At 69.2% G+C, this 18,917-nt stretch carries 22 protein-coding genes and 1 tRNA gene; 8 read left to right on the plus strand and 15 right to left on the minus strand.

Annotated elements, in window-relative coordinates; translation table 11 throughout:
* Nucleotides 1–100: 100 nt before the first annotated feature.
* The 3 genes from NL112_RS06800 to NL112_RS06810 are packed head-to-tail and all read left to right on the plus strand — an operon-like array spanning nt 101 to nt 1,616.
* Nucleotides 101–997: a spondin domain-containing protein gene (locus tag NL112_RS06800; protein WP_255151878.1), complete on the plus strand. Its 897-nt coding sequence runs from the start codon at nt 101–103 to the stop codon at nt 995–997.
* 50 nt (nt 998–1,047) lie between these two features.
* Nucleotides 1,048–1,320 (plus strand): winged helix-turn-helix domain-containing protein, encoded by a 273-nt coding sequence (locus NL112_RS06805; RefSeq protein ID WP_255151879.1) that lies wholly within the window; start codon nt 1,048–1,050, stop codon nt 1,318–1,320.
* Between the two features lie 5 nt (nt 1,321–1,325).
* Complete coding sequence (locus NL112_RS06810; RefSeq protein ID WP_350356157.1) at nt 1,326–1,616, plus strand: DUF8036 family membrane protein; 291 nt, start codon at nt 1,326–1,328, stop codon at nt 1,614–1,616.
* Between the two features lie 203 nt (nt 1,617–1,819).
* Here NL112_RS06810 and NL112_RS06815 read toward each other — a convergent pair whose 3' ends face one another.
* Genes NL112_RS06815 through NL112_RS06825 form a run of 3 tightly spaced genes read right to left on the minus strand, consistent with a single transcriptional unit; the run spans nt 1,820 to nt 3,256 of the window.
* Entirely contained in the window at nt 1,820–2,476 is a 657-nt protein-coding gene (locus NL112_RS06815; protein WP_350356161.1) for a DUF7095 family protein, read from the minus strand.
* Nucleotides 2,477–2,534: 58 nt separating this feature from the next.
* Nucleotides 2,535–2,771, minus strand: a complete 237-nt coding sequence (locus NL112_RS06820) for a hypothetical protein (protein WP_255151881.1) — start codon at nt 2,769–2,771, stop codon at nt 2,535–2,537.
* Nucleotides 2,772–2,800: 29 nt separating this feature from the next.
* Nucleotides 2,801–3,256, minus strand: coding sequence for a DUF4442 domain-containing protein (locus NL112_RS06825; RefSeq protein WP_255151882.1), 456 nt, complete (start codon nt 3,254–3,256; stop codon nt 2,801–2,803).
* Nucleotides 3,257–3,335: 79 nt separating this feature from the next.
* Between NL112_RS06825 and ncsA the strand changes: the two genes are divergently transcribed.
* Nucleotides 3,336–4,304 (plus strand): tRNA 2-thiolation protein NcsA, encoded by a 969-nt coding sequence (ncsA, locus tag NL112_RS06830; protein ID WP_255151884.1) that lies wholly within the window; start codon nt 3,336–3,338, stop codon nt 4,302–4,304.
* 159 nt (nt 4,305–4,463) lie between these two features.
* Here ncsA and ftsZ read toward each other — a convergent pair whose 3' ends face one another.
* The 3 genes from ftsZ to NL112_RS06845 form a co-directional block, all read right to left on the minus strand.
* Nucleotides 4,464–5,690 carry a cell division protein FtsZ gene (gene ftsZ / locus NL112_RS06835; protein WP_255151885.1) on the minus strand — a complete coding sequence of 409 codons (1,227 nt, stop codon included), beginning with the start codon at nt 5,688–5,690 and terminating at the stop codon, nt 4,464–4,466.
* Between the two features lie 3 nt (nt 5,691–5,693).
* Nucleotides 5,694–5,870, minus strand: a complete 177-nt coding sequence (gene cdrS / locus NL112_RS06840) for a transcriptional regulator CdrS (protein ID WP_255151886.1) — start codon at nt 5,868–5,870, stop codon at nt 5,694–5,696.
* A 230-nt stretch (nt 5,871–6,100) separates the two neighbouring features.
* On the minus strand, nt 6,101–6,631 hold the full coding sequence (locus tag NL112_RS06845) for a double zinc ribbon domain-containing protein (RefSeq protein WP_255151887.1): 531 nt from the start codon (nt 6,629–6,631) through the stop codon (nt 6,101–6,103).
* A 162-nt stretch (nt 6,632–6,793) separates the two neighbouring features.
* Between NL112_RS06845 and NL112_RS06850 the strand changes: the two genes are divergently transcribed.
* A tRNA-Tyr gene (locus NL112_RS06850) sits at nt 6,794–6,867 on the plus strand.
* Between the two features lie 24 nt (nt 6,868–6,891).
* Here the strand turns inward: NL112_RS06850 and NL112_RS06855 are convergent.
* Both NL112_RS06855 and NL112_RS06860 read right to left on the minus strand, forming a co-directional pair.
* Nucleotides 6,892–7,905, minus strand: coding sequence for a sensor histidine kinase (locus NL112_RS06855; RefSeq protein ID WP_255151888.1), 1,014 nt, complete (start codon nt 7,903–7,905; stop codon nt 6,892–6,894).
* Between the two features lie 5 nt (nt 7,906–7,910).
* A complete protein-coding gene (locus NL112_RS06860) occupies nt 7,911–9,377 on the minus strand; it encodes an ATPase domain-containing protein (protein ID WP_255151889.1) in 1,467 nt (488 codons plus the stop codon).
* Nucleotides 9,378–9,501: 124 nt separating this feature from the next.
* On the opposite strand from NL112_RS06860, the gene NL112_RS06865 reads away from it, so the two are divergent.
* From NL112_RS06865 to NL112_RS06875, 3 genes are read left to right on the plus strand one after another with little or no spacing between them, the layout of a single operon-like run.
* Nucleotides 9,502–11,688, plus strand: a complete 2,187-nt coding sequence (locus tag NL112_RS06865) for a PAS domain S-box protein (protein WP_255151890.1) — start codon at nt 9,502–9,504, stop codon at nt 11,686–11,688.
* A gap of 45 nt (nt 11,689–11,733) precedes the next feature.
* On the plus strand, nt 11,734–12,360 hold the full coding sequence (locus tag NL112_RS06870) for an HAD family hydrolase (protein ID WP_255151891.1): 627 nt from the start codon (nt 11,734–11,736) through the stop codon (nt 12,358–12,360).
* A gap of 51 nt (nt 12,361–12,411) precedes the next feature.
* The gene (locus NL112_RS06875) at nt 12,412–12,840 is read left to right on the plus strand and encodes a CopG family ribbon-helix-helix protein (RefSeq protein ID WP_255151892.1); all 429 of its coding nucleotides are present in this window, start codon (nt 12,412–12,414) and stop codon (nt 12,838–12,840) included.
* On the opposite strand, the gene NL112_RS06880 is transcribed toward NL112_RS06875, so the two are convergent.
* From NL112_RS06880 to NL112_RS06910, 7 genes are all read right to left on the minus strand, one after another.
* Entirely contained in the window at nt 12,789–12,956 is a 168-nt protein-coding gene (locus tag NL112_RS06880; protein WP_255151893.1) for a hypothetical protein, read from the minus strand. The two genes, NL112_RS06875 and NL112_RS06880, sit on opposite strands and share 52 nt — an antisense overlap.
* A 236-nt stretch (nt 12,957–13,192) precedes the next feature.
* The gene (locus tag NL112_RS06885; RefSeq protein WP_255151895.1) at nt 13,193–13,351 is read right to left on the minus strand and encodes a hypothetical protein; all 159 of its coding nucleotides are present in this window, start codon (nt 13,349–13,351) and stop codon (nt 13,193–13,195) included.
* Entirely contained in the window at nt 13,351–13,812 is a 462-nt protein-coding gene (locus NL112_RS06890) for a hypothetical protein (protein WP_255151896.1), read from the minus strand. The genes NL112_RS06885 and NL112_RS06890 overlap by 1 nt, the downstream gene beginning before the upstream one ends.
* 1 nt (nt 13,813) lies before the next feature.
* Nucleotides 13,814–14,680: a signal peptidase I gene (locus tag NL112_RS06895; protein ID WP_255151897.1), complete on the minus strand. Its 867-nt coding sequence runs from the start codon at nt 14,678–14,680 to the stop codon at nt 13,814–13,816.
* Complete coding sequence (locus NL112_RS06900; RefSeq protein WP_255151898.1) at nt 14,677–16,101, minus strand: DUF7467 domain-containing protein; 1,425 nt, start codon at nt 16,099–16,101, stop codon at nt 14,677–14,679. Before NL112_RS06900 ends, NL112_RS06895 begins: the two co-directional genes overlap by 4 nt.
* Nucleotides 16,098–16,877: a hypothetical protein gene (locus tag NL112_RS06905; RefSeq protein ID WP_255151899.1), complete on the minus strand. Its 780-nt coding sequence runs from the start codon at nt 16,875–16,877 to the stop codon at nt 16,098–16,100. The genes NL112_RS06900 and NL112_RS06905 overlap by 4 nt, the downstream gene beginning before the upstream one ends.
* Before the next feature lie 222 nt (nt 16,878–17,099).
* Nucleotides 17,100–18,833 (minus strand): SipW-dependent-type signal peptide-containing protein, encoded by a 1,734-nt coding sequence (locus NL112_RS06910; RefSeq protein ID WP_255151900.1) that lies wholly within the window; start codon nt 18,831–18,833, stop codon nt 17,100–17,102.
* Nucleotides 18,834–18,917 lie beyond the last annotated feature (84 nt).

Below are 18,917 nucleotides of genomic sequence, written 5' to 3' on the forward strand. Positions count from 1 at the left end.
CCCGAACGGAGTCCGCTCGAACCCGGGATACTGTTCGAAAAATTATCTTTTACCCGACCGTCGCAGGGTGGGGTGTGCGCCACCGCGCACGTGAGAGCACATGGACGAGACCCCATCCGACGACTCGCTCGACTCGCGCCGCTCGACCGACGATAGTGGCGACCCCTCGGACCGCGCGCTCGCGGGTCGCTCTGCTCCCCGCGACGGCAGTTCGCGGCGCTCCCTCCGGTCGCGCCGCGCGTTCCTGGCCGGCGGCGCGGCGGTCACCGCCGCACTCGCCGTCCCCACCGTCGGGGCGCTGACCACCCGCCAGCAGTCCGACCGCGAGTTCCGCGTCCGCATCGAGAACGTCTCCGACGCGGAGACGCTGGAGACGACGGCCGACGGCGAGGCGGCCGACCAGCCGGTACCGCTGTCACCGGGCGCGTGGGCGGTCCACACCGCCGACGAGCCGGTCTTCTCCAGCGGCCAGCCGGAACGGGACAACGGGTTAGAGGAGATAGCGGAGGACGGGATGCCCGGCAAACTCGCCGAGTCGCTTTCGGCCCGCGACACGGTCGTCGCCTCGGGCGCGTTCACGACGCCGGTGGGTGCGGACGGCCCCGCGCCGCTCCTGCCGGGCGACGCCTACGAGTTCACGGCACCCGCGAGTGCGGGGAAGCCGACGCTGTACCTCTCGCTGGTGACGATGTTCGTCCCGTCGAACGACCTGTTCTACGCGCTCGGCGGCGCGGACGGGATGGCGCTGTTCGACGGCGACGCCCCCCGGTCGGGCGACGTCACCGACCGCGTGGGGCTGTGGGACGCCGGCACCGAACTGAACGAGGAGCCGGGCGTCGGCGAGAACCAGGTCCAGCGCCAGCGGGGCGCGGGCGTCGGCCTCGTCGAACGCGGGACGGTCGCGCCCATCTCCGATGTGAACGGCTACGCGTACCCGGCCGTGAGCGACGTGGTTCGCGTACGGGTGACGCCCGCCGGCATGGACGGCGGGAACTGACAGCCGGGCGAACCACTTTGTAGCCGCCCCGCGAGAGACCGAACGCACAGATGGAGAAGGCGTTGTGGTATCTGCTGGCCGGGACGCGCGGCGGCGAGAACCGCGCGCGCATCATCCGGACGCTGGACGACCGGCCCCGCAACGCCAACCAGCTCGCGGAGGAACTCGACGTGGACTACAACACCGTACGACACCACCTGGACATGCTACTCGACCACGACGTCGTCGAGACGGGCGGCGACGACTACGGGAAGCTCTACTTCCTGACCGACCGGTTCGAGCGCCACCGCGAGGCGTTCGAGGAGATAACGGAGGCGATATGATGGCGATGGCACCCACACAGCTGGCGGCGACGGTGCTGTCGGCGCTCAACGGCCTGTTGCTCGTCGCGCTGGCAGTCGTCTGGTACCGCAACTACCGGACGTTCGGCTCTCGGCTGACGCTGGGGCTGGTCGCGTTCGCGCTCGCGCTGCTCGTCGAGAACGCGCTGGCGGTGTACTTCTTCTTCAGCGCCGGCGCGCTGTACGCGATGGGGTCGACCGTCCAGACCGCGGTGGTCGGGATGCGCGCGCTCCAGTTCCTCGCGCTGCTGTTTCTCACGTACGTCTCGATGGAGTGAGAACGAATTTGGGTGAGAGTTCGGAGAACGGTTTTGTACGGATTCTGCCTACTGCCATCGGGGCCGGACGACCGCTACAGTACCGCTGGCACCACGGTACGTCCCGGTGTCGCCGGCCTCGTCTCTCCGGGTGGGGCTCTGGCACCCGCTCCGCCCGTGCCGCGGTCAGGGCACCCCTTTCGGGGCACCGCATCCGCGGGCCGTCAGACGACGTCGCCCCGGACGGTCGCCCCGTTCTGTTCCGCCCGATACTGCTGGACCGTCTCGGCGGCGGCCTCGGCGTCCGATTCGTCCATCCCGAGCATCTCCAGCGCCCGCGGGAGCGTCGGCAACACGAACTCGTTGTCCCGCAGTTTCGCCAGCGCCTCCTCGCTCCGGACCGGGCCGTCCTCGGTGTCGGCCCACAGCAGTGCCCCCCGCGGGTCGAGAATCTGCGTGTAGTCCTCGCGGGCGATGGCCCCCTGCAACCGCTGGGTGACGTTGCTCTCGAAGCCGGTGTTGCACACTTCGAGGTGGATCGGTTCGTCGTCGCGCAGGAGGTGGGCCGCGAGACATTTTTCGGGGGCCGCGTGGCCGTTGCTGTTCGCCCGCAGGTACTCGGGGTGGTCGTCGGCCCACGCCGCGGCGACGGTCTTGCCGACGCCCTCGATGCCGTGCGACGTCCGGAACTCCGCTTCGCGGTCGGGGTCGTCTTTGAACAGCAGGTCCTTCGTGACGTAGACGTTGACGCGGGGAACGGGGTCGACGCCCAGCACCACGTCGCCGTACACCCACACCTCCCGAACCGGGACGGGCATCCGCTCCGACTCGACCGTCTCGATTATCTCCTCGACGCGCTCGACGGCCGCCTCGCGGGCCATCCCCTCGGCCTCGGTCATCGACGGCTCTTGGCCGCGGGTGCGGAAAACGGTTTCAGTCTCACAGCCCCGCCCAGACGAACACCGCGCCCATCCCGAGCATCAGGAGTGCGGAGACGACGTACAGCGGCCGCGTGACTGCGGGGTCGTCCGCCTCGCCCGCGAGATGCAACAGGGTGCCGGCGTCGCCGGCGCGCGGCGCGTCCATCCCGTCGTCGTCGCCGGTCAGCGAAAACAGGAGGAGATAGCCGCCAGCGAACAGGAGGGGGACACCGACGAGCAGGGCAACGAAGTTCACGCCACGGGGTCGCGGCGCTCCCGGAAAAGTCACTCGTCGCGGCGGACGTACAGCGTCTTCTCCACCTCGGCGTGGACCTCGCCCGCCTCGTTCACCAGTTCGACCGCGTACTCGCGGTCCATCGACTCGCCGGGGGAAAGCGACTCCCGGATCGACCGGACTTCCTCGTCGGGCAGTTCGAAGGTGGCGTACAGCGTCTCCTCGCCCGGCTTCTTGAACTCGATCTCGGCGGCCTTGTCCCAGACGGTGTAGTCGTCGCCGAGTCGCTTGATGAGCATCAGCATGTAGATGGGGTCAACACAGCCGTACATCGACCCGCCGAAGATGGTGCCGACGTAGTTGCGGGTGCGCCACGACAGCGGGAGCGTCACCTCGACGCGCGACCAGTCGGGTTCGAGGTGGGTGACCCGGCCGCCGGTGCCGCGGTAGGCGGGGAACAGCCGGAAGGCGAGCTTCCAGAGGCGAGCCTTGAGGCCAGCGAGCATACCCGGGGTCGCGCCGCCGGGGTGAGAAGCGTTCCGGACGTAGCGTGCGAGTTTTCCCCGCCGACGCGCAACCCGGGGTATGGACTGCGACAAGTGCGGCGACGAGGCGGTGACCCACGCCGCCTACTCGGGTCTCCACATGTGCGGGGACTGCTTCACCCGCTCGGTCGAGAAGCGGGTGCGCCGCCGCGTCCGCGAGGACGCGCTCCTCCCCGAGGACGCGACGCCCCAGGACCCCGACACCTGGGTCGTCGGGCTCTCCGGCGGGAAGGACAGCGTCGTCCTCACGCGGGTCCTGTACGACGTGTTCGAGGCGGACCCCCGCGTCGAGTTGGTCGCTCTGACGATTCACGAGGGCATCGAGGGGTACCGCGACGCGAGCGTCGACGCGTGCGTCGAACTCGCCGAGGAACTCGGGATTCGGCACGAACTCGTCAGCTACGAGGAGGAGTTCGGCGTCCGGATGGACGACGTTGCCGCCGAGGACCCCGAGGGGATGGCGCCCTGTGCGTACTGCGGGGTGTTCCGGCGCGACCTGCTGGAGACGTACGCCGAGGAACTCGGCGCTGACAAACTGCTGACGGGCCACAACCTCGACGACGAGGCCCAGACCGCGCTGATGAATTTCCTCGAAGGCGACGTCGAGCAGATGGCGAAACACTTCGACGCGTCGCTCGGTCCGTTCGACCAGCGCTCCGAGCAGGACCGGTTCGTCCCGCGGGCGAAACCGCTCCGCGACGTCCCCGAGAAAGAGGTGGCGCTGTACGCACACCTCGAGGACCTGCCGGCCCACATCACCGAGTGTCCCCACGCGAGCGAGGCGTACCGCGGAGAGATACAGGACCTCCTGCTCCAGTTGGAGGAGAACCATCCAGGGACGCGCCACTCCATCATGGCCGGCTACGAGGAACTCGCGCGGGTCGCCAGCGACCGGTTCCGCGAGGACGAATCCGAGTTGGGCGAGTGCGGCCGGTGTGGTGCGCCGACGAACCGAGACGTCTGCCGGAAATGTTATCTCGTCGACGCCGTCGGCGGGAGCGCGGACTGACGGTCGGACGCCCGACCGACGTCCGACCGACACCCGTCAGCCGTCTGTATTACACGCGACGCACGGCCCGAACGAGGCATTCATATCAGAATACACAATAATACAGTTATGACTAAAACCACAATACGTAACGCAAAAATCGAAGATAGGATTTCTGACCTATCGGATGACGTCGAGACCGTTGTTCTGCTCGACCGACGACTTCCCGCCGTCCGTCTGGCCGGTGGAGTAGCCGGTCGACTCGCTCGAGCCGTAGGAGTCGCCGCCGGCCGCACCGGCGTCGAACTCGGCCGAGGAGCCGGCCTCGTCGAACTGGTCCTCGGGGTCGGCCTCCCGGGCGGCGTTGGCCGTCTTCTGGGCCGTCGGGCCGAGAATCTGCGCGGACTGGACGCCGGTCATGATGGCCATGACCCGCACCTTACCCTTGTACTCGTCCTGGATGCGCGCGCCCCAGATGACGTTCGCGTTCGCCTCGAGGCGGTCGGTGATGTTCTGGGCGATGCCCTCGGCCTCCTTCAGCGTGAGGTCGGGACCGCCGGTGATGTGGACCAGTCCGCCCGTGGCGCCGCGGTAGTCGACGTCCAGAAGCGGGTGGTTCATCGCGTCTTTCACCACCTCCTCGGTCTTGTTCTTGTCCTGCGTTTCGCCCACCAGCATGACCGCGACGCCGCCTTGCCCCATGATGGAGGTCATGTCGGCGTAGTCGAGGTTGATGAGCGACGGCTGGGTGATGGTCTCGGAGATGCCCTTGACGGTCTCGGCGATGATCTGGTCCATCACGGAGAACGCCTTGCCGATGGGCAGGTTCGGGACGTAGTCGAGCAGGCGGTTGTTGTCCAGCACGATGATGGAGTCGGCCTCGTTGCGGAGCTTCTCGAGGCCCTCCTCGGCTTTCACCGTGCGGGCACGCTCGACGTTGAACGGCGTCGAGACCATGCCCACGACGATAGCGCCCTGCTCTTTGGCTATCTTGGAGACGACCGGCGCCGCGCCGGTGCCGGTGCCGCCACCCATGCCGGCGGTGACGAACACGAGGTCCGCGTCGCCGAGCACCTCCTTGATGGTGCCCTGGGCCATCTCGGTGGCGCGCTCGCCCATCGACGGGTCGCCACCGGCGCCGAGCCCCTGGGTCAGCGACTTGCCGACGAGGATCTTCGTGTCGGCCTCGACCATCTGCAGGTGCTGTTTGTCGGTGTTGATGGCGATGGTGTCGGCACCGTCGACGCCGATGTTGTACAGGCGGTTGACGGTGTTGTTGCCGGCACCGCCGGCGCCGACGATGGCGATGCGCGGGTCGCCGAACTCGGAGGCGTCGCCGTCACCCTCCGAGAGGTCGCGCTTCTCCTGTTCGGCGTTCTCCAGCGCGGAGTTGACGAGGTCCTGCATCGGCTACACCTTCGCCCACGGGCGGCGCTTCTCGCCGTCGCGCCCGTCGCTCTGTTCGTTGATCATCTCGCGGACGGCCGATCGGATCGCCTCCGACCGGTTCGGGAACTCTCCCGTGTCGACCATCCGTTCGACTTCCTCGATCTGCTGCTTCGGAATCCGTAGTGTCACACGCTCCATTGTGTTTCCCCTGTTGATTAGTAAGACGGCAACGGTGCACACCCGTTTTCGCGTCTTACAGCGTCGAATCGCCCGAGGGCGATGGGTCGTATTATCGTCGACCCGTGCTGTAAGACGACCGTCTTACGCAGACGTATGCACAGACTGGGGGATTATAAAGGTTTGCATACGCCGTAAGACGCGGCCGTAAAACGGGCGTTTAGGGCGCTGTACGCCCGGTAAATCGTGTCTTACGTGTCGCCGAGCACGTCCGCTGCGGGGGTCCGACGGCCGCAACTGGGGCAGAACGCCCAGTCCGAGCGGAGCTCGTCGCCGCACTCGCAGAACACCCTGTGGGACGCTTTCTCGCCGCAGTTCGCACAGTAAACGGCAGACGGCTCCAGGGTCTCCCCACACTGTTTACACGGGCGCGGCTCCTCGTCGGACGGTCCCGCGGGCTCCGGCTCGGTTGTCTTACGCTCCGTCTCCTCCTCGACCGACGCGTCGGCGGATTCGGCGTCGAGCGAGATGTTGACGTTGATATCCTGTGGTTTACGCGGCGTAAACGACCGGTCGAGTCGCTCGGCGATGAGTTCGTCGACCCGCTCCGCGAGCACGTCGTCGACGGTGTCGGCGTCGGACGCCGTCGACGCCGTTCCGGACGTGTCGGCCTCTCCGAGATACTCCCGGAGGGCCTCCCGCATCACCTCGCTCTTGGAGGCGTCGAACTCCTCGAGCTGGCGGATGAGGTCGTCGTCCGCCCGGAACGTTATCTTGCTCATCTCTCCTCTCCGGGTTGTGTTGCCCGGTATTTCAATCTTCCCGCTGTGTCTGACGACCGTCTGTCGGACGGCACCCGCCGGGGCGTCACACACGTCTCACACGCCACCGCCGGCTCTGGATGATAACCGTTAAGTCCGACAGCCGACTCCCTCCGTATGCGCCCGCCCTTAGCTCAGACTGGTAGAGCAGTCGACTGTAGATCGACTTGTCCCCCGTTCAAATCGGGGAGGGCGGACTTTCTCTGCTGACACGACGTACGTCAGTGGCGGTTTTGCCCCTCGTCCACGTCGTCGATTCCGGTAATCTCGAACCGCGCTCCCCCTTCGGTTCCCTCGGTCACTCGCACCTTCCACCCGTGGGCGGCGACGGTCTCCTCGACGACCGCGAGCCCGAGTCCGGTTCCGCCGCTCCCCGAGGCCCCCTGGTCGAACACCTCGTCCCGTTCGTCTGCGGGGATTCCCGGCCCGTCGTCTTCGAGATACACCCCGTCGTCGACGTCGCCGACGGTGACGGTCACGTCGTCGCCGGCGTGCTCGACGGCGTTGCGAAACAGGTTCTCGAACAGTCGGCGGAGTCGGTCCTCGTCGGCGGCGACCCACCGGTCGGTGTCGACGGTCAGCGTCGCCTCGTCACTCGCCGTCGCTTCCCAGGAGTCGTCGACGACGCGGGGAAGCGACACCGGTTCGAGGTCGGTGTCGACGTCGCCGGTCCGGGCGAGTTCGAGCGTGCTCTCTATCATGCGGTCCATTCGGTCGACGGCGCGCTGACACCGTTCCAGATGTGCCCTGTCGTCCCGTCGGTAGACGAGTTCGAGATAGCCGTCGAGTATCTGGAGCGGGTTCCTGAGCTCGTGGCTCAGTCTGCCGGCGAACTCCTCGAGGCGCTCGTTGCGCTCGCGGAGCGTCTCCGTCTGACTCCGTCGGACGAGCAGGTTCGAGAGCCGCCTGAACAGCGGGATGCGCTCGACGGGCGCGGTCAGTATTTCGTCGACGAGCGGGGGGTCGACGTCGGGGCCTGGGTCGGGGTCGGCGACGTCGACGTCGATTGCCGTGTCGTCGCGTCGGATGAGGACGACCGGACAGAACACGGGGCGTTGCTCCCGTTTGTGTGCGACGAGCGCCTCGCGGTACTGGGGGAGCGAGCGGTCGTCGACGAGATGCAGGTCGCAGGGTTGCAGTTCCGGCTCGCAGACGGCGGTGTACCGCTCGCCGACGAGCGTCGCCAGCGCCTCGCGGTTCTGCTCGTCGGCGACGAGGAGTTGGATGTCGGGCACGGAGGTCAGTCCGTCGACCGGTCATCGGTCAGTTCCGGCCTCCCGTCGAGGACGCCGCGGACGTTCGTGAGCGTCCGCTCGACGTCGATACCTCCCGGCCCGATGGTGAACTCCTTGGGCGTCTCCTCGAAGCGGCCGACCCGCTTCTTCAGGACGCCCGCGACCCGTCGCAGGTGGCCGTCGAGTTCGACGTACTTCTCGAACAGGATGTTGTCGGCGATGTAGCTGACGTTGGAGCTCGTGGGGCTCCCCATCTCCGTCACCTCGCTTATCTCGTCGATGAGGATGACGGTGACGTTCATGTTGGTGAGGTAGCGCGTCAGCGCGTGGAGCTTCCGCCGTAGCGGCCGCTCGTCGGCCTTGATGGCGGTCTTGTACCCCTCGATGCCGTCGATGAGGACGAGTTGGGCGTCCTGCTGTTCGACCTGGTACTGGACGCGGCGGGCGAACTCCTCGGGCGAGAGCGTGAGCGGGTTCACGTCCTCGACGGTGAGGTCGCCGCTGTCGCGCAGTCGCTCGACGGGGAGGCCGAGGCTCTCCGACCGGTAGCTGAACGTCTCCATCGACTCCTCGAACAGGTACGCGAGCGCGCCGTCGCCGCTCTCGGCGGCGTTCCGGAGGAACATCGTCGCTGTCGTCGACTTCCCGACGCCGGTCGGCCCCGAGATGATTGTGACGGTCCCCCGTTCGATGCCACCCCCGAGCAGGTCGTCGAACGCCTCGACGCCGGTGGTGAACTTCGTGGGGTCGAACGTCCGTTCGTGGTTCTTGGGAACGAGCGACGGGAACACCTCGATGCCGGTGTCGCGTATCTCCAGCCCGTGGGTGCCGTCCTGCTGGCCGACGCCGCGGTGTTTCGGTACCCGGATGCGGCGCCGACGCTTCTCGTGTTCGAGCCTGATGACCCCGTCGCTGAGCGAGTCGAGTTGCACGTCCAGATGCGTCCCCGGCGTCGTCGTCGCGTACACCGTCGTGCCGCGGTCCCGGAGGAACCGCATGAACGCGATGATGCGCTTGCGGAACTGGTACTCGCTCGGTTCGAGATACTGGAGTTGGCTTATCGGGTCGATGAGCGCCCGCCCGGGGTCGAGTCGCTCGATGGCCTCGCGGATGTCCTCGATGACGTGGTCGTCCTCGACGGTCTGCGGGTCGACGATGTCGTAGCTGTTCGACCCGGCGAAGAACTCCGACTCCGGCCCGATGTCCAGAAAGTCCGCGCCCGCGAGGTCGATGCCGAACTCGGCGCTGTTGGCGAGGATGCTCCGCTTCGACTCCTCGCCGTGGATGAACAGCACGTCCTCGCCGCCGTCGAGTCCGGCCCGCAGGAACTCCATGCCGAGCGTCGTCTTGCCCGTCCCGGGCTCGCCAGCGACCAGATACATACGCTCTCCGATAAGACCGCCGTTGAGAAGCGTATCGAGGCCGGGGACGCCGCTCGAGACCCGTTGTAGCGTCCCACAGTCTTCGTCCATGACCTGATGAATAGCCGATGACATATCTATGTTCGGCCCGTTTCGTCGTTTGACGCGATTCGCTCGGTTGGATCCCCCGTTTGGCACGTAAACTTAACCGTGAAAGCGCCGAACCCTGTCCAGGATGGACTCGTTCCGCGTGCTGTCCGTCGGCACGGACGCGGCGGTGTCCGACGCCCTCGAGGAAGCGGGGTTCGCGGTCACGGTAGCCGACGACATCGCGGACGCGGTCGCCTCGCTCCCGGGCGCCGACTGCGTCGTGACGGCGGCCGCCCTCCCGGACGGTGACGGGGTGGACCTGTGCGAGCGGGTACGGGCCCGCTGGCCCGACGTGTCGGTCGTGCTGTACGCGGCCGACGGCGACGCGTCCGTCGCCAGCGCGGCGTTCGCTGCAGGGGCGTCGGACTACGTCTTGGAGAGTGAGGTGCCGCCGGCGGCCCTGCCGGGACGCATCCTCGACCGGACGGACCAGGCGGGCACCCAGTACCAGCGGCTGGTCGAGACGATGGGGGACATGCTGTACGTCGTCGACGCCGCCGGGCGGTTCCGGTTCGTCAACGAGGCGAGCGAGTCGACCACCGGCTACCGGCGCGAGGAACTGGTCGGCGAGCACGTCTCGCTCGTGATGGACGAGGCGGATATCGAGCGCGGCGAGGAGGCCGTGAAGCGGCTGGTGTCGCCGGACGCCCCCGGGACGGTCACGTTCGAGATGGCGATTCGGACCCGGGATGGCGACCACCTCCCGGTCGAGAACCACGTCGCGCCGTTGCCGATGCCGGACGGCGAGTTCCGCGGCACGGTCGGCGTGATACGCGACGTGTCGGCGCGGAAGCGCCGCGTCCAGCGGCTCCGCGACCTCCACGACGCCACCCGCGAGATGGCCGGCGAGACCTCGGTCGAGGGGGTCGCGGCGGTGACCGCGGCGGCGGCCGCGGACGTGCTCGGCTACCCGATAAACGCGGTCCGTGTCGTCCGGGACGGCGAACTCGTTCCGGTCGCCGTCCGCGACCGGACCCGGGAGGTGCTGGGCGACCGCCCGACGTACGACGTCGACGGGGCGTCCCCGGCGGCGCGGGCGTTACGGACGGGCGAGCCGGTCGTCGTCGAGGAGTTCGCCGACGCCCCCGAGAGCCACCGTCAGATGGCCGCCGCGATGTACCTCCCGCTCGGCGACCACGGGACGCTCAGCATCGGCACCCTCGACGCCGAGGGGTTCGACGAGACCGACCGGAAGCTCGCGGCCCTCCTCGCGGCGAACGCCACGGCGACGCTCGGCCGGCTACGCCAGCGCGAACAGCTGGAGACGAGCCACGACCGGCTGACGGCGCTGTTCGAGAACATCCCCGACCCGACCATCTACGTCGAGTTCGAGGAGTACCGGCCCGTCGTCAGGGACGCCAACCCCGCATTCGAGCAGGTGTTCGGGCTCTCCAGCGAGGCCGTGGAGGGCGAGTGCGTCGACGACTACATCCTCCCCGACGGCGCCGACGACGAGGCCGAGGAGTACAACCAGCTCATCCAGTCGGGCGAGAGCTTCCACGGCGAGGTGCGCCGCGTCGCGGCTGACGGCCCTCGGGATTTCCTGTTGCACGTCGTCCCCTACGCCGTCGGCGAGCGGTCGACCCGCGGGTTCGCCATCTACACGGACATCACCGACCACAAGGAGCGCGAGCGCCAACTCGAACGACAGAACGACCGGCTCGAACAGTTCGCGAGCGTCGTCTCCCACGACCTGCGGAACCCGCTCAACGTCGCGCAGGGCCACCTCGACCTCGCGCGCGAGCGCGGCGCCGCCGAGAACTTCGACGCCATCGAGCGGTCGCTCGACCGGATGGAGGGGCTCATCGACGGCCTGCTCCGGCTCGCGCGACAGGGGCAGGCGCTCGGGGAGACGGAGCTGGTCGACCTGGCGGCGGTCGCGCGGGCGGCGTGGCGCGGTGTCGACACCGGCGAGGCCGACCTGACCGTCGAGTCGCTTCCCACCGTCGAGGGCGACCCCGAGCGGCTCCGACAGCTGTTCGAGAACCTGTTTCGCAACGCCGTCGAGCACGCCGGCGACGACGTGACCGTCACCGTCGGCTCGCGCCCGCAGGGGTTCTACGTCGCCGACGACGGTCCGGGCCTGCCTGAGGGGGGCCACGACCGGCTGTTCGAGTTCGGTCACTCCGGCGACGAGGGCACCGGGTTCGGGCTGGCCATCGTCCGCGAAATCGTTGAGGCACACGGCTGGGAGGTCCACGCCGACCCCGACGGTCCCGGCGAGGGGGCGACGTTCGCGGTCACGGGCGTCGTTCCGACGACGCCGCGGTAGCGCCCGTCCGACAACGGGAAGTCGACCCGCGCGTACCCTCCACCCGTGCCCGTCAGCTTCGACCTCTTCGGGACGCTCGTCGCCGTTGAGCGTCTCGACGACCCGGCGTCGGCCGTCGCCCGCGAGTTGCGCGCCCGCGACGTGGCTGTGCCCGACGACTGGGACGACGCCTACACCGAGTCGCACGTCGACGCACCCGAGGGCGCGGAGGTGCCCCTGCCCGCTCACGTCGCCCGCGCGCTCGCCTCCCGGGGGGTGGATGCGCCGGGCAACGCTCCCCGCCGGGCGGTCGTCTCGGCGTTCGACCCCGCGGTCGAGGTGCGCGACGGTGCCCACGACGCCGTCGCGGCCGCCCACGAGCACGGTCCCGTGGCCGTCTGCTCGAACGTCTCGGTGCCGGAACTCGCCCGCCGGGTGCTCGTCCGCGCCGACCTCCGGGGGGAGTTCGACGCCGTGGTGACGAGCATCGGCTGTGGCTGGCGCAAACCCGACGCCCGCACGTTCGAGGCCGTCGCCCGACAGCTCGACTGCGAGGCCGCCGACCTCGTCCACGTCGGCGACGACCCGGCGACCGACGGCGGTATCGAGCGCGCGGGCGGGACGTTCCTCGACGTGCGCGACGTGCCCCTCGCCGAGTTGCCGGCGCGGTTCCCCGACGCGCTCGGGCGCTGAGACCGGCGCGGTATCGAATCTTTATCAACTCTCGACCCCTGGGTTCACAACATGACCGTCGTGAGCGTGTCGATGCCGGAGTCGTTGCTGGAGCGACTGGACGAGTTCGCCGAAGAGCACGGCTACACCGGGCGAAGTGAGGTAGTCCGCGAGGCGTCGCGGAACCTGCTCGGCGAGTTCGAGGACCGGAAACTGGAGGAACGCGACCTCATCGGCGTCGTGACGGTGCTGTTCAACTACGAGACCTCCTCCGCGGAACAGCGGATGATGCAACTCCGCCACGAACACGAGAACCTCGTCACCTCGAACGTCCACAACCACGTCGGCGACCACTACTGTCTCGAGTTGTTCATCGTCGAGGGACGGCTGGACGAGATTTCGACGTTCGTGGGGAAAATCCGCGCGACCAAGAACACGCTGTCGGTCGACTACTCGGTCATCCCGGTCGACGACTTCGCCGCCCGGATGGAGGAGGCGTAGCCGTCAGTTCTCGGTGAGACGCGTGGTCCGACCGCGAACTCGGGGTCGCCGCCGTCCGTGAGGGTCCGGTTCGTCGCCGTCGTGTCCCCGGCGTCGACGCCCGTGGGGTCGGACACGCGACGGCCGAACTGATTCCCCGGTCGTACAGCGCGACAACAACGCGGCGAGCCCCAACGCCGGGCGGCGCGTGGCGCACCACAATCGACGGACAGGAGTATGACGCGCGGCCGACAGCGACACAAGACTTACTACGGCGACGGCCCCCGACTCGTCTGGAGGATGCGGGGTCACACGCTCCCCTTCGACGGCTGACTCCCGACCGTTCCGTCCACCGACCGTTCTCCGGCCGCGTTCACCCCGGCTGTCCGACCAGCAGAACGACGAGCGCCGCCGCCACCAGCGACAGGAACAGATACGCCACCGCGAGCAGTGCGTTCCGCCGGCGCATCCCCGGCCGCATCCCGGGGACGGGATGACGAGGGCGGCCCCGCGGCCGGACCGACGCGGTCATCACGGCGACTCACCGTCCGGGTCGTCCGGCGTCGCCTGTGGTGTCGGCTCCGGCGTCGTTTCGGGCGTCGGCGTGGATTCCGGCGTCGTCTGGGGTGTCGGCTCCGGCGTCGTTTCGGGTGTGGCGTCCGGTGTCGCCGGGGGTGTCGGCGTGGAATCCGGCGTCGCCTGTGGTGTCGATTCTGGTGTTGCTCGTGGTGTCGCCGTCGTTTCGGGCGTCGGCTCCGGTGTCGCCTCAGGTGTCATTTCGGGCGTCGGCTCAGGTGTCGCCAGCCGGGCGATGTCGACGCGCTCGTTTCCGCCGCCGGCACGCGGTTCGGCTACGTCCGGAACCGGCACGTCGGCGGCGACGGGCACCGAGACGGCTTCGGTGTCGGTGAACACCGAGACGGCGCCACCGCCGAGCGCCGCGGCGGCGAACACCGCGACAGCGGCGACGGCGACGGTCACGGCTCGGACCATCTCAGTCACCTCCCTCGGACGCGGCGGCGCCCGGCTGGTCGGTGCGGTCGTCCGCGTTCGCCGCCGCAAGCTTCCGTGCCAGGACGCGCGCTCGCACCGCCAGGACGGTCACCAGCAGGAGCGCCACGAACGCCCCGGTGAACACCGCCACGGCCAGCGGCGAGAGCGTCGCGACCCGTTGCCAGCCGTCGACGACGACCCACCCGGCGTAGGCGGCGAACGCCAGCAGGGTCCAGAACGTCAGCGTCAGGTCCAGCGGCGCGACGGCGACGGTGGCCGGCGGCTCCGCGCCGGCCGTGTTGCTCGCGTCGTCCGCGCTACTGTCGGCGCTCGAGGGGTCGCCCGTTCCCGGTCGGAGCTCCCACAGCTCCAGCGCGACGAGCGCGGCCAGCGGGAGCGCGACCAACAGCAGGAATCCGGTCTGTGTGTTCGCCCAGAGGACGACGTGGCCCACGAACGGCAGGACGAACGCCACCCGGCCGAGCACCTGTTCCGGCTGGACGAGACCGGCGTCGACGTTCTCGTTGGCGTCGCCCTTCGTCCGGTAGGCGCCGTCGACCACCTCGACGACCCGGTGGGTCGTCGGCACGTCGCCGCCCCGCCGGAAGGTGATGACGTCGCCGACGGCGACGGGGCCGCCGGCCACGACGACCACGTCGCCCGGGGCGATGCTCGGCTCCATGCTCCCCGAGAGCACGACGAACGCGTGGTCCGCGCCCACGAGCTGGGGCACGGCGAACACCACGAACGGTACGACGATGGCCACGAGCAGTAGCGTCCCGAGGACGCCGGCCACGCGGCGGATGCGTGTCTGATTCATTGCTGTCTCCCGGCGCGACTCACGGGCGCGCCCGCCGTCGTCGGTCATCGGTCCCCTCCGTCACACAGCGGCCGCCCGTCGGCGTCGCTCGCGGCGACGATGACGAACTCGCCCACCGGCTGGCCGACGTACAGCGGTTGCGAACAGCTAGTGTGGAGCGTCGCGTGCCGGCCGTGGTCGACGTACAGGCCGATGTTCGGGTGGAAGCGGTCGCCGGCGGCCGGCGTCACGGTGAACGTCTCGCCCGGCGCGACGACTGCGTCGTAGACGATGATGTCCTGGCCGCGATCGCGGTCCTCGACCCGGACGCCGGCGGTCGCCGCGCCGTCGTAGCGGAACGTCAGCGAGCCGACGCGGTTCGCGTCGTCGGCCCCCTCGCCACACTCCACGCAGTCTCCGCCGTCGTCGCAGGCGGCACAGACGTACAGCTTCACGTGGCTGACGCCTTTCCCCCCGGGCGCGGTCAGCAGGCCGCCGGTCACGGGTGCGCCCTCGTCGTCGACCGATTCGAGCGAGGCGGTGTCGTCGCTGTACGCGCCCGCAGGCTCGTACGTCGCCGTGTCGTCCGCGAGGCCGGTCGCGTTCGGGTTCGCGCCCTTCACGTCGACCCGGCAGAGGGTGGGTCGGAGTCCGCCCGGACCGCGGACGCGGAACGCCAGCGCCGACGTGTCGGTCGGGTCGTCGACGGCGTACACGTCGAGCGCGTACGCCGTCTCGCCCTCCGTCATCGGGTACGTCCCGACCGCGATGTCGTCGTCGAACTCGACCTTGCCGACGTACACACAGCACGGGCAGGGGTCGCCGGCGGGACACGGCTCCGTGGGCGCGAACGGCGAGACGGTCGGGTCGGTGTGGCGACACTGGTACCCGTACAGCTCCAGGGAGAGGTCGGTCGCGTCGCTCCCGAGATAGCCGTCGAGTTCGTACTCGACGAGCAGACAGAGTTCGTCGGTGAGACAGTCGAACGCCGCCGTCGCAGGGTCGGCGTCCAGCGGGACGCCGTTCCGGAGCGCGTCCGCCACCTCCCGGAGCGACCCGGAGACGAGTTGCCCTCCGCGGGCGCCCGTCTCGCAGTCGGCGTACGACACGCGGACGAACAGCAGTTCCCCGAGCGTCGACGCGGGCGGACACAGGGTCCGGAGCCACGGCACGGTCGGGTTGTTGACTCCGCCCGGGACCGCGGGGAGCATCACCTGGAGGAGGACGCTCCCGGCGTCGGTACCGGCCGACAGTTCCGAGACGGGGAGCCTGACCGCGGGCCCGTCGACCACCCGTTCGACGCCGGGGTCTGCGTTCGGCCCCGACAGCACCCGGTAGCCGATGGCGAGGTCGACCGCGCCCGCCTGCACGGTCGCCGCGAGCGTCTCGCGGTCGCCGAACATCGCGGCCGTGCCGCCGCCGGCGAACGCTCCCGCCCCGCCGGCCGTCGCCAGCGCCGCGAGCACGCGCCGCCGACTCAGGTCGGTCATCGCGCGTCCTCCGCGGCGAACGGGCTGTTGCCGCCACACGGGACGCCGCCGAACTCGATATCGAACGCGACGCCGTCGGTCTGGACGACGTTGCCGACCGTCGACGGGAGCGACCAGTCGAACGCCACACAGCGGACCGAATCGACGGCGAGACAGTCCACCAGCAGTTCGCCGCCGATGCCGAACTGACTCGCCGGGTCGAACGCCGTCGCCAGCGGTCCGTCACGGACGACCGTCTCGCCGGCGTCGAGGCTCCCGTTGCAGGAGCCGAACGGCATCCCGTCTTTCCAGAGCCGTATCTCGACGGCACTGTCCAGTTCTCCGTCGGTGCCTCCGTCGTCGCCGGCGGCGCGCTCCGGTTCGTTCACCGTGTTCTCGTCGTCGGCCGTGACGCGTCCGCGCACGTAGACGTCGAGCGGTTCGGCGTCGTCGCGGTCGACCACCTGGAGGCCGACGACGAGCGTGCCGCCGTCGCCGGGGGCGACGTTCGACAGCGACACCACGGGGCCGCTCGCCTCCGTGACGTACTCGGGGGTGGCGTCGGGGTCGAGCGCGTCCGTGAACGTCGCACCCGTACCGGTCTGGTGTTCGAGGAACGCCCCGTTGTACGTCTCGTACCACGCGACGCGGAGGCGGCCGTCGTCGGTGTCGTCGTCGGGGGCGGCGTACGTGTAGCGGCTGAACGCCGGCGTGCGGCCGCGGGCGGCGGTGAGGCCGCCGCCTGCAAGCGCCGCGCCGCCGACGCCGGCCAACAGTTGTCGTCGTGTGAAATGCATGGGTGTGGGTCGCCCGTGTCGGGCGGTCGCCCGGCGTCCGTCGTCGTCCGCCGGTCTCTGACTGTTCGGGTGGCGAGCAACCCCGATAGGTATGGGGAGCGGGCCGTCGGTTCACCGAGGGTACGGTCTCCGTACCGGTGGTGGACGACGCCCCGGGGAGACCCCACTGGGGGAGTCGAACCCCCGTCCGCCGCGGGTGGGGCGGGCCGGTGGTCGCCGCACTCAGGTAGCGACCGGGCCGCTACCGTCGTTGTTGCGGGCCTGCTCGGTGTAGAAGCCGAGGTCGAACCCGAGGCTGTCGCCCTGGATTTCGTTGCCCACCTCGACGGGCAGTTCCCACGCGAGCGCGACGCAGTGCATCACGCCGTCGCCCCGGAACGGGTCGCGGTCCGGGTCGGTCGCGGGGTCGCTCAGTTCGTCGTAGGCCGTCGCGCGGTTCCCGTCCAGCGGGATGCCGTTCCCGTCGGCCAGTTCCGCGATGACGTTGCCGAGCGTGTCCTGCATGATGATCTTCTCGCCGCCGAACCGCGCCGCGATGTTCCCGAAGACGCTCGGGACGTTGACGGGGTCGTCGACGTCGTAGAAGTACGCCGGGTCGTCGCCGACAGAGTCGCCGGCCTCGCCGGCCATCTCCTGGAGGACGGCGTCGTTGGCACTGCCGACCGAGATGGTGTACACGTCCGTCGCGGGGGCCGGGGCGGTCGCACGCGCGTCGTCGGCGGCGTCCTCGGGCGAACTGAACGTGGTGCTACCGGTGCCGTTGAACGATTCGCCGTCAGAGAGCACGATGTTGGCGTAGTCGACGCCGCTACGGGCGCGCACGCTAGCCAACTCGGCCTGCGCCGCGTCGACGCCCTCGCCGATGTAGGTGCCGGTGGCGATGCCGTTCGCGTTCGAGTACGGGTCCGGGTCGCCGTCGCCGTCGGCCGGGTCGCTCGCGTTCGGGTCGGAGCCGACGCCGTCGGCCGCGACGCCGGTGACGACGTTGGCGAGCTTCTGCCGGAGGTCGGACAGCGCCGCGTCGACCACGGAGAGGTCAGCGGTCAACTCCTGTAAGATGCCGACCCGCGGTTCGGTGTCCGAGGACCCCTCGCCGTCGAAGTAGGCCACGCCGACCTGCACGTCGGAGCCCTGCAGTTGCAGGTAGTCGATGAACTCCTTCGCGCCGAGTTCGACGAGGTCTATCTTCGTCGTCTCGTCGTAGGTGGTCCCGTTGACCTGGATCGAGTCGGTGCTGACGACGCCGCCGTACTGGTCGTACAGCATCGACCCCGAGAAGTCGAGCGTCAGCATGATGTCCGCGGGGTCGGCCCCGTCGCGGACGTTGTCGCAGTCCTCGTCGTACCACAGCGTCGCCTCGATGGCGTCCGCGAGGTCCGGGAGGTTGTCCGGGTCGACGAGCGCCTCGGCGTCGTTGGTCGCGCCGCCGCTTTCGGTGACGTTGGCCGCCTGCATCCAGATGTAGCCGGGGTTGTCACAGAGATGCAGCGAGAACGTTATCTCGCCCTCGTCGCCGGGCTTCACGTCGCTGAACTGGACGAGCGTGTCCATCGCGTCGCCCGTGACGGGGTCGGAGCCGAAGTCGGCCTGGTCGAGCGGCGGGATGTTCTCGCAGTCCAGCCCCTGGAGGTTCCGGTCCTCGTCGCTGTAGCGGACCACCACGCCGTCATCGACGATGGACTGCTCGCCGTCGCCGTCGTGGTCCGGGTGGGCGTTGACGTAGGTGACGACCGGGTCGCCGCCCATCGTGTAGCTGTAGTGCTGTTGCCAGTCGACCAGCAGGTCGAGTTCGCCGGCGGTGATGCTGTTGCCGGCGAACTCCTCGCGGTCGCTGAACAGCGCGGAGGTGCCGAACCCCGCGCCCGCGGAGGCAAGGCCGACGGCGCCGAGGCCGGCCAGCATCTTGCGCCGGGAGAGGTCGTACAGTTTCGGTTGTGGTTCCGTGTCTTGGGTCATGTCGGTGTTTGGTGGGTATGATGATTCTCCGCGGCGCGTGGGCGTCACGCCCGCGGGTGAACGCGGTCAGATGGCGATGCCGCG

The sequence above is a fragment of the Halorarius halobius genome (assembly GCF_024298865.1).
GTDB lineage: Archaea > Halobacteriota > Halobacteria > Halobacteriales > Haloarculaceae > Halorarius > Halorarius halobius.